Origin of the sequence: Vibrio sp. M260118, from assembly GCF_036533755.1 — a bacterium.
Classification (GTDB): domain Bacteria; phylum Pseudomonadota; class Gammaproteobacteria; order Enterobacterales; family Vibrionaceae; genus Vibrio.
The window spans coordinates 1-10,101 of the sequence record NZ_JATABG010000138.1 but is presented as its reverse complement, the minus strand read 5'-3'; the positions used below and the strand labels follow the sequence as shown (position 1 = coordinate 10,101).

General features: G+C 43.7%; 8 protein-coding genes. 2 read left to right on the top strand and 6 right to left on the bottom strand.

The window, feature by feature from the left end:
* The 3 genes from QTO00_RS10120 to QTO00_RS10110 form a co-directional block, all read right to left on the bottom strand.
* The coding region (locus QTO00_RS10120; RefSeq protein WP_331424658.1) for a GNAT family N-acetyltransferase at positions 1–1,510 on the bottom strand (1,510 nt) is incomplete at its 3' end.
* 3 nt (positions 1,511–1,513) lie between these two features.
* Positions 1,514–2,455: a ParB/RepB/Spo0J family partition protein gene (locus tag QTO00_RS10115; RefSeq protein ID WP_331424657.1), complete on the bottom strand. Its 942-nt coding sequence runs from the start codon at positions 2,453–2,455 to the stop codon at positions 1,514–1,516.
* Between the two features lie 8 nt (positions 2,456–2,463).
* Positions 2,464–3,681 carry a ParA family protein gene (locus tag QTO00_RS10110; protein WP_331424656.1) on the bottom strand — a complete coding sequence of 406 codons (1,218 nt, stop codon included), beginning with the start codon at positions 3,679–3,681 and terminating at the stop codon, positions 2,464–2,466.
* A gap of 1,238 nt (positions 3,682–4,919) precedes the next feature.
* Here QTO00_RS10110 and QTO00_RS10105 point away from each other — a divergent pair.
* A complete protein-coding gene (locus tag QTO00_RS10105) occupies positions 4,920–6,890 on the top strand; it encodes a replication initiator protein RctB domain-containing protein (RefSeq protein WP_331424655.1) in 1,971 nt (656 codons plus the stop codon).
* 390 nt (positions 6,891–7,280) lie between these two features.
* On the opposite strand, the gene QTO00_RS10100 is transcribed toward QTO00_RS10105, so the two are convergent.
* From QTO00_RS10100 to QTO00_RS10090, 3 genes are read right to left on the bottom strand one after another with little or no spacing between them, the layout of a single operon-like run.
* Positions 7,281–7,757, bottom strand: a complete 477-nt coding sequence (locus tag QTO00_RS10100) for a transcriptional regulator (protein ID WP_331424653.1) — start codon at positions 7,755–7,757, stop codon at positions 7,281–7,283.
* A complete protein-coding gene (locus QTO00_RS10095; RefSeq protein ID WP_331424652.1) occupies positions 7,754–8,686 on the bottom strand; it encodes an ATP-binding cassette domain-containing protein in 933 nt (310 codons plus the stop codon). Before QTO00_RS10095 ends, QTO00_RS10100 begins: the two co-directional genes overlap by 4 nt.
* Positions 8,683–9,531 carry an ABC transporter ATP-binding protein gene (locus QTO00_RS10090; RefSeq protein WP_331424651.1) on the bottom strand — a complete coding sequence of 283 codons (849 nt, stop codon included), beginning with the start codon at positions 9,529–9,531 and terminating at the stop codon, positions 8,683–8,685. Before QTO00_RS10090 ends, QTO00_RS10095 begins: the two co-directional genes overlap by 4 nt.
* 361 nt (positions 9,532–9,892) lie before the next feature.
* Here QTO00_RS10090 and QTO00_RS10085 point away from each other — a divergent pair, with 361 nt between their 5' ends.
* Entirely contained in the window at positions 9,893–10,090 is a 198-nt protein-coding gene (locus QTO00_RS10085) for a PA3496 family putative envelope integrity protein (RefSeq protein ID WP_038202195.1), read from the top strand.
* Positions 10,091–10,101 lie beyond the last annotated feature (11 nt).

Below are 10,101 nucleotides of genomic sequence, written 5' to 3'. Positions count from 1 at the left end.
CTTCTGTGGCACCAAAGCTAGTAGAGCAGTAACTATAATCATGATTGTTAATCAATTGGCTGACCATGGTTCTACCCAAACCCGATCTCTGCCTTTCAGGGTGAACCGCAATTCGCATAATTCGAATACTCGACTCTGTTGCCGCCTCAGCGATGCCAAATTGACTTGCCATCATGGTCGGAACCATATGACCACGTGGTCGGCGCTTTCCAAGTAGAACCTGCTCTACCAACTCATCATCAAACTGCCCTTCGACCACAGTCAGCATACAACCCAAGCACTGGTTATTATCGAAAACTGCATGAAGCTGAATAGCCTCATCATCTAGTAATAACATTAGGTCGTTCGGTGACGTCTGATAGTGCGCATTAACCAACAATGCAAAACAAGCTTCCAGAAGTGAAGGTTCGGCGAGTAATTGCTGTTTATCAATCTCGACCAACTGCGTATTCGTATCCGTTCCTGCTAAGCTACGTAGTTCAGCGTTGAGTAAGAAAGTATCGAATAACCACTGTTCTAGCGGATCAGACTGGTTCCACCGGATCGACTGAGAGATGTGTAGAAACTGAGCGCCTGGTCGCTGCTGTTTAAGCCAAGATTGAAACTTAATTGTGAAGCCTCTTCCACACCCTTCGTAACCGTGAATAGTGGTAGAGAATACGGCGCGATGATGCACTTCGACCATTTTCTGGAGCATAGGAATTGGAATCGCCGATGCCTCATCAACAAACAAGCAGTCCCCCACTCGTCCACTTCTTAACAATTCATCCGGCGCGACAAATTCGACGACTGACTGCTGATACTCCAACCTACCCTTTTCTAACTTAGCTTGAGGCAATAGACGCTTAGCGTGTTCAAAAACAGGTTGAACTGTTGCTAATGTGGGTGCAGTCACCACGATATGGATTGAACGTTGCTGGATAAGCTCTGCTGCCGCGATACCCAGTGCACTGCTTTTTCCTCGCCCTCTATCGGCAGTTAAAACTAACGGACGTTTACGATGCCCTTCAACCACTTTACGGATTTTAGCTATTGCTTGGTCTTGCTCGTCGAAATGGGGATGAGCATTGTCAAAAGCATAATTTGGTAGGGTGAGCTCATTGCCCTGCTCTAGGGTAATCAATTTTTGTAGTGCGTTATCGAGCCATGCTTGACCTAACGTTGGTTGAGTCTGCTGCCCAGTTAAAATAACCACCAATCCGCCACCCACGACGCAACCCGTCGCCGCAGTAAAACTGTTGGCATCAAATCCGTCACGCAGGTCACAACACAATAACTGGCACTCCTGACCAAGTAGCTGTTGCCCCTTCTTAAAACCAACACTTTTCCCTACCGGGTATGATGTCTCGCCACCTAGCAAAAATATCTTCTCATCAGCAACAACAGAAAACGCAGCCTCTAAACATTGTTGCTGCCAATGCAGATCCCCACGCACTACCACGCCAATGCGGTGATTCGATTTCGCAGCGGTTTCGAGGAGTTGAGAAAAGTAGTCTTTAGTAACAGTCATGAACTAGGCAAACAGTAACAGAATCAATGTAGCGACATTATGGCGAGTGAGGTTATTGCCTTTACGAGTGTAACTCGCGCGGCCTTTAACTAAATCAGTTTTCGCTACACCGGATTTTTTACTCGGTGACAGCTCTTCAATCCAAGCTTCGATGGTTTCGGTCACTTCTTTAGTGATTCGAGCTACGCCCTGCGATTGAGTACGCTGCCATACAAATCCCTGCTTGGAGGCGCACTTTTCAAGCAAGCTAGCCTGCTTACCTGAATCAAGTGCATTAAATTGCTTGTGCAGTTTAACGATTGTTGGACGACCAAGTTCAGCAACATTTGGGTACGCCTGAAGCAGTTCAAGAGGCAGATCTGCCGCTTTTAATGCACCACTCACTAGCGCTTCACTACATTGGAACATCTTAGCGAGTGCTTTCTGGTCTTCCGCCTCACCGCTTTCTAGTTTAGCCAGCATCTCTCTGCCCTTCTCATACAAAGAAAGAGGTTTGTGTGCATTCGCAACGTCAGACAGGAACTTAGCGTGTTCGGTGCTGATGTTCTCGCCAACGTAAATCATGAACTCTTTGTCAGACAGAATACAAGACATACGACGGCGACTACCGTCTAGCACTTCAATCTTGCCATCTTCGCGGCGACGACCGACCGCAGGATACTGCTGACCACGCTCTTTAAGTGTAACTAGCACATCCGATAGCGCATGCTCGTTTAAGAATGATTGCTCACGTGCGTTCTCTGCAAACACAACTGTGTTCTGCTCGATTTCCTCTGCAGGAATTCGAACAAGCTCAAACTGAACTTTCTCTTCGCCAGCAACAGCTAGTTCAATCACTTGCGCTTGCTCTTTAGCCGCTTGTTGCGCTTCTTGTGGTGTTGTGACATGGCGCTTATTCGCCTTGCCAAACAATCTTGCGTTTAAATCTGAAGTTTTAATAGCCATTTGTTAGTTTACCCCTGATTTAGTGATGACCAGTGACCGTGTAGAACACGCTCTAATTCGAGTGCACTTTTCTGAACCGCATCTTGTGCTGTCGCAAGGGTTTTCTTACCCCCTTCAAAGTCACCAATAGTTAGGTCAAACACTGTGCTATATGTGTCAGCACAGGTTTCAAATGCACGGCTTCTTGGTATTGTCGCCATCATAACCTGGTCGCCAAGTAGATAGTTCATCTCGGTTAATACCGCAACCTGCTTCTTGTTGTCATCTTCAAACATAGTTGGCATTAGACGTACAAACTCAAGCCCTTGCCAATCCTCAGGGAACATTTCGTATACCGTTGGAAGGTGTTGGAAAAAGTTTACTGTCGAAGCCCAGTCTAATCGCTTAGCCGCACATGGAATTAGCAGCGCGTTAGAAGCGTACATCGCATTCCACACTAGCGGATCAACGTGAGGACCGGTATCAATCATAATCACATCGAAGTCATCAGCGATCTTATCAATCAGTTTTTCTTTTAGGAGTTTAACGATATCTAGCGACTGATTTTGCGAAAGGTGCTGCCACGCTTCTGCATTGAACATTGCATCTTCAGGGAATGCAGACACAGTCTTCAGGTTTGGATATTGAGTCGGAAGCAAGACGTTTTTGTGCAGGAACTCGTTATCGACATCGACACCATCAGGTACGTTATCCAACATTACGTCTACTGCCGAGTAAATATTGTCGTGATCAGTCAAGCTGATCTGTGGGTTCAAGAACAGACGCAAAGAGCCTTGTGGGTCTAAGTCAATAAGACAAATTCGGTAGCGCTTATCTAAATTCAGCGCCAAGCAAGCTGCTAGATGCACAGCCGTCATCGACTTACCTGTACCACCCTTTTGGTTCTGAACGTTGATAATCCACGGTTTATTATCACCGTTGTTTTTGCGCTCATGAAATTTTGGAATGCCTGCAGCATCCATCAGCATATGCGCTTCTTGCAAAGAGATTGAATAGTGGTTGGCGTTATTCTTAGTGAACTGATGACCAGATGCTTCAAGCTTGCCAATCGCATCATCCAATTTGCGTCTAGTTAAGCCAGAACGAGTTTCCATCAATGCTTTCGACATCGGAGGAAAATGTTCGTCACTACGCTCTTCCAATACAATCTCAATACGGTCCGCTTGAACCTGAGCCGTTTTTTCCGCTAACTGAATGAGACTCTCAATTGTATGTTCTCGTTTCATTTGCCAAATTCCATTATTAGTAACTTGAGAATATTGTACAGCATTTAATGCAACTAACAATAAAAAGGTGAACATCCAATTATAGATATCAATCACATTAAATAGAATCACGTCACCTATTTTAATGAAATAGAGCAAAAATAAGTCAATTTAAAGTCAAAATAGTAGTGTAACTTAGCTCTAAAACTAAGATACTTTAAAAGTGTTACAGCATCACGTATTTACATTGTAAACAAAGAAAGTAACAAAACGTGTCTTTCAATATTCGGAACGATTAAGAAAGTGCTCTAATTTACGGCAAGTGTGATTTCGACTTGACTTTATGATTAGGAAAATCGACACAAGATAAAAACATTGCTGAAGAACCAAATTGATGTTGGTAAAAGAGGGTATGGAAACGGAACGATGATCAAGGAAGTTCCGGTGATCATGCTTTCGGGATTTTTTACACAGTCAGGAACCATGATCAAGGCAATTCACGTTGTAATAGCGCGCCTATCAAGATCCAAATGAAATGATCAAAGATCGGAACAATGATCAAGTGTCGCCTCGACTCGGAAGCATGAAAATTTCACCTCAATTTACGGAAGAATGCAGATGGACTAAGAGCTAAGCGGATTTAAGCACTTAAATAAGATAAAATGAAAAGGCAACGCAAAGGAATCAATGAATAACGGCTATATCATGATCATGCTTTCGGGATTTATGTATCGATACTCTGTGGAAGAACTCAGACAACTCGATTGTCATTCAATTGAGTTAACTGTTCACCATTTATCCAATCTCTAATATTTACACCATTTCCTTGATCATCGTTTCGGTGAAAATCAGCAGCCAAAACAGAAATAACTCGGCTTTAGAAAAAGAGTTATCCTAGCGCCTGTGGATAAAGTGTGTAGGAGCGATGATCATGCTTTCAGTGTTACTTTGATCAGTGATTCGAGTACATGATGATCATCGTTCAGGTAATATTTGATCATGCTTTCAATAACTTAATGATCATGCTTTCGTTGTTTCCATGATCATGCTTTCCAAGCGTTTAAAAAAATTCTCTTTAATCACAGTAACTTACAAGCATAATTACGCTCAGATCAATAGATCATATAATCAATTAAGATCAGATTAATCAAAAAGATCAGTTATTTAAAAGCAATAAGTTTTTCTTTATTTATGATCTTTTTTTCTTTATTCTTTCGGAACTATAGCGATATTACGGCTAGTGTGACACGGATCTAATAATGAGCTCAGACGAAAAACTACTGATCAAAGCGCCAAGAAGCCACAAAGATGGACATTTATTTGAAGTGTCTGAAGTTGCTGTTAACTGGATTGAGCAGTACCAACACTTCAAAGGCGTTACAAAAAGTATCGTCGAACTTCTTAACTTAATCTCGTTACGAGGTTTCAGCAGCAAAGATGGTTTGGTCTCTACAACTGAGCTTATCGATGCGACTGATGGGCAAGTCACTCGAGCTGCAATTCAGCAAAGATTGCGAGCTGCAGTCAATATCGGCCTGTTTCAGCAGGTACCAGTGCGATTTGAAGAAGGCCTTGCAGGTAAAACGATGCTGCATCGCTTTGTTAACCCTAATCAGCTTATTTCAGTGTTAGGCGCAACTAGTCTAGTAACTGAATCAGTTAAACAAACTGAAAAGCAAAAACGTTCAAAAGCTCTAGCGCAAACGCAAGTTAACAAACGCTTATTAAATGAACATGGACTAAATACACCGCCAGCAATGAAAGACGAAGCTGATCAATTTGTCGTTTCGCCTACTAACTGGGCCGGTATCATTGACCAAGCGCTTGCTCCACCTAGAACTCGTAAGAGCTATCAAAAAAGTATGGTCTCGATCTCTGGTACACGTGCAGTGATCGAAACAAGATCATCGAAAAATATCATGACGGTTGATGATCTGATGACGCTGTTTGCCCTGTTTACGCTAACCGTGCAATACCATGAGCACCACCAGCATCAGTATCAACTTGACGGCACCCACGTTCCAAACAAAACTCCGTTGTACATTACCGATATTCTTTCTCTTCGTGGCAAGAAAGACAGCGGTCCTGCTCGCGATTCTATTCGTGACAGTATTGATCGTATTGAATTCACGGATTTCCAGCTTCACGAGCTTACGGGCCGATGGCTAAGTGAGAACATGCCAGAAGGCTTTAAGAGTGATCGTTTCCGTTTCTTAGCCAGAACTATTACTGCATCGGAAGAAGCCCCTACAGAGGGCGCTGACGGCGAAATTCGCATTAAACCGAACCTATACATCCTGGTGTGGGAACCATCGTTCTACGAAGAACTGCTAACTCGTGATTATTTCTTCCTGTTTCCGCCTGAAATTCTGAAGCAACACACACTCGTATTCCAACTCTACAGCTACTTCCGTAGCCGTATGTCGCGTCGTCATTCTGATGTGATGCTGCTAAGTGAGTTGAACCAAAAACTGGCGCGTAATATTGAGTGGCGTCGATTCTCAATGGATCTTATTCGTGAGTTGAAAAGGCTTTCTGAAGGTAAAGGGACTGACGATCTTTTCTTAGTCAATTTGTGGGGATACCACTTAACGATCACGACCATGATCGAAAATGGCAAAGTAAAAGATTATCAGGTCGATATTAAATGTGATGCGGAAGAAGTGTTGCGTTACTCTCGAGCTCGTACCACTAATGCTGGTAAACGCAACATGGCACCTACGTTGCCTAACCCACTGCGAAATGAGATGGTTTCGAAACAACAACTTGAAGAGATGTCGCAAATCATTGACGGTGAGTTTGAGCCAATCCAACGCAAAGAGCGCTCTCCACGAGGAAAACTAGGCCGTCGCGTGAAGCAACGCAAGCACCTGGTTGAGATCAATGCTGATGAGATTACCATTACTCTATCTAAATATACCTCACCAGAGGCTCTAGAACGCTCTATAACGGCTTTAGCAGCGATGACAGGGCATTCCCATAGCTCAATCCAAAAAGAGTGTCTGGAGCTGATTGACAAGCTTGACTACCTAAGAGTGGGCGAAGAGATCATTCCGTACGAGACGCTGAGCAAATTGATCGAGCTCTATAATGCTCAAAGTGAGAACAAACATTTGTCCATTGAACGCTTAATTGCGGGCTTGGCTGTGCGCCGTAAGGTATGTAAGCAAGTGTTTGAAGGGCATCTCGACGAAACCGTCTTCCGAGCCTTGGATGAGGTCGCGGTATAACCGTTTAGGACATATAAGTTACTAGGCCAGTGCAATTGCACTGGCTTTTTTTGTTGCTTTGAAAACACCTTGTTACATTCTTCTAGTGATTAAACACAGCTACTACATTCCCCTGACAAAGCACTGACATTGGTTCAGCGTGAGTTGGATAATATTTACCCCGAATAGACAACCTTTTGTCCTTTCTGATGAATGAGGGATTGAATTATCCCTGATAGATTGGCTCATATTGTTACATTCATTCTGAATATTTTGCGAGTTCTCAGAGCTCGCTTTTTTTTGCCCAAAATTCAGCTCAAAAGGTCAACAGACCCGATAAAAAACGGAAAGATGATCAAGGCTGAACCTCTTGATCATCTTTCCGTTATCTGGCTGCCTTCTTACCTGCGATTAATGGATTACCTTCACTGCCCCTTGATCATTGTTCCGTGCCTCATTCCAAGCATAGACTGTCATAAACTGAACGTGAGACTCGATAAGTTCGACCGACTCCGTCTGCCAACGGTGCTGAGCTTGCTGATTGCAAAACTCTAAACTGAGCACCGTCAGGTTTTGAATTCGTTTCATACACCAATCTTTTAACTCAATTTGGCTCTCTGGATTAGAGACTACCTGTTGAAGTTTGCTATAGGCGAGTTGTAAGAACTGATATGCCTTATCAGGATTTTCGTAACGCGAATGGTTGAAGATACGTAAGCAGCCATCTAACCAACAGGCAATCGCTTTGCTCTGTTGATCTGAAATCAATGGTCCCCAGACTTGATCGGGTGGCGATAGGATCAATGATTCAAGCTGATTGCCTTGATCATGCTTTCGATGTTGATACCAATGTCCGATCTGCTCTACCCACGTATCTAATTGATTCATGCTGCATTAACCCACTGTTTTACATAGTGATTATGACCTACTTGATCAAACTCGTCGCTCACGACAGTACTCTGTTCACGGATCTGATCAGCGTCTACAGAATAGTTTGGTTCATTCTCGACTAAATTTCCAAATGGTAAATCTGGGTCTGGCACCGCAGAGATAAGCAGTTTGGTGTAAGGATGTTGTGGATTAGTGAGTATTGCTTGGGTATCCCCCCACTCAACGATTTGACCTCTGTACATCACCGCGGTTTCTTCTGCGATATAGTGCGCGGTTGCCAAATCATGGGTAATGTAGAGGAAACCTATTCCGAGCTCTTTTTTCATGCGCTGCATTAGGTTCAACACGCCTAAGCGAATCGAAACATCGAGCATCGACGTAGGTTCGTCAGCAAGAATGACCTCTGCACCGACTGCCAAGGCTCTTGCTAGGTTAACCCTTTGACGCTGGCCGCCACTTAGCTCATGTGGGTATTTCCCAAGTGTATCTGGTGCTAGCTCAACTAGCTCGATCAACTCATTAAGCCTGGCAGGAATATCGGCATTACTTTTGACCTGCTTGTGAATCTTTAGCGGGCGGGTTAAGTGATGTGCGATGGTTTGAGTAGGGTTTAGCGAGCCAAACGGGTCTTGGAATACCATTTGTACTTTGCTGCGGTATTCAAGCAGTGCCTTTTTACTTGTGATCTGATCAATATTCTGGCCTTCAAATAAGATCTCGCCGGAGGTGGTAGGGTAGACCTTAGTGATCAACCGTGCACAGGTGCTTTTACCACAGCCTGATTCGCCGACGAGTGCTAATGTACGCCCTTTGTGTAAGTTAAGCGTGATGCCTTGTAGGGCTTTAAATCGATCGACAGAAGCAAAGCCACCACCAATCGTAAACTCTTTCACTACATTATTGAGTTGGATAATTGGTTGGCTCATGCGAACGCTCCTTGCTGTTGATGCTTACCTTCGTGGATATTGGGGAATGAAGCCCACAGTTTTTGCGTGTATGGGTGCTGGGGATTGTTGCGGATCTGCTTCGCTTGATTGACTTCGACGATTTCGCCATGGCGCATGATCGCTATACGATCACACAATTGGCTCATTAGGGCTAAGTCGTGGGTAATGAACAGAACGGAAAAGCCAAACTCAACTCGAAGTTGATAGATTTGTTGTAAGATCTCGCGTTGTACTACCACGTCTAAGGCTGTGGTTGGCTCATCCATGATAATCAACTTAGGATTGAGTGACAGCGCGATAGCAATCACCAGTCGTTGCCTCATTCCGCCGCTGAATTGGTGAGGGTACTCAGTAAGACGTTCACGGGGAATATTGACTAAATCAAGTAATTTTTCGGCGCGGTCTTTCGCTTGTTCTTCACTCATCCCTTTGTGGTGTCTTAATACATCCGCAAATTGTTCCTGAATCGGTAGTACAGGATTGAGCGAGTTCATCGCACTTTGGAATACCATCGCGATTTGACTCCAGCGAATGACACCAATCTCTTGGTCGGATAGTCTAAGTAGATCACTACCTTGGAAATGGATTTGTCCACCAGAAATAAATGCTGGCGGCTTATGCAGGCGGTTGATCGCAAAAGCGATAGTACTTTTGCCACAACCAGACTCACCGGCTAGGCCAAATATTTCGCCTTTACCAATATCAAAACTGACCGACTTTACTGCGTTGAAGTCGCCAGTGTCGGTAATGTAATCAACACACAAATCCCTAACCTGAATTATAGGGGCGCTATGAAAAGCATGGGCCTTATTTAGTTCACTCATAATCTTACTCAAAAACACAAAAGATAATGATTATCATTAACTCTTAATTCGAGAGTGAAAAGAAGTACAGTTTAAAACAGTGAAGTGACTCGAAGATTGCTTTAAGAGATGGGTAACAGGCTCAATAGTGAGAGGCGAAAACGAGAAGAAAAAATGAGACGGGGATCGACTTCATTTCTGTAGGGGTAATCTTTTAAATGTACTGTGCTGAAACGGGCTGCGCAAAGCTTATTTATAAAAAAAACAGCAAGAGTTTCTGAACTAATACCACAATCACAGAATCGAGCTAAAATTCTTAACAAGGGGCAAGTGAGTTTGCTACAGATTACCTGTCCCTAGCATGGTTTGTTCGGAGGTGATTATGTCCATTAATTCTATTGACCATGATGAAATGAGTAAAATTGCTGGCACGTGGGACTTCACGGAAGAAGTAGAGTCACAAAAGCCTTCTAAGAGTGTTAAATCTGCAGAAGCTCGTCGTCGCATTGAAGCGTTGAAAGAGATTCGTGAGAGTGGATTAACCATCGAAGAAGCAAAGGAACTAGGCATTCTGCACTAGTTGTGACACAC

What these genes read in the sequence shown, in the direction of transcription:
- QTO00_RS10115 (WP_331424657.1), bottom strand. Translation starts at nt 2,455, where the DNA reads ATGGCTATTAAAACTTCAGATTTAAACGCAAGATTGTTTGGCAAGGCG.
- QTO00_RS10110 (WP_331424656.1), bottom strand. Translation starts at nt 3,681, where the DNA reads ATGAAACGAGAACATACAATTGAGAGTCTCATTCAGTTAGCGGAAAAA.
- QTO00_RS10105 (WP_331424655.1), top strand. Translation starts at nt 4,920, where the DNA reads ATGAGCTCAGACGAAAAACTACTGATCAAAGCGCCAAGAAGCCACAAA.
- QTO00_RS10100 (WP_331424653.1), bottom strand. Translation starts at nt 7,757, where the DNA reads ATGAATCAATTAGATACGTGGGTAGAGCAGATCGGACATTGGTATCAA.
- QTO00_RS10095 (WP_331424652.1), bottom strand. Translation starts at nt 8,686, where the DNA reads ATGAGCCAACCAATTATCCAACTCAATAATGTAGTGAAAGAGTTTACG.
- QTO00_RS10090 (WP_331424651.1), bottom strand. Translation starts at nt 9,531, where the DNA reads ATGAGTGAACTAAATAAGGCCCATGCTTTTCATAGCGCCCCTATAATT.
- QTO00_RS10085 (WP_038202195.1), top strand. Translation starts at nt 9,893, where the DNA reads ATGTCCATTAATTCTATTGACCATGATGAAATGAGTAAAATTGCTGGC.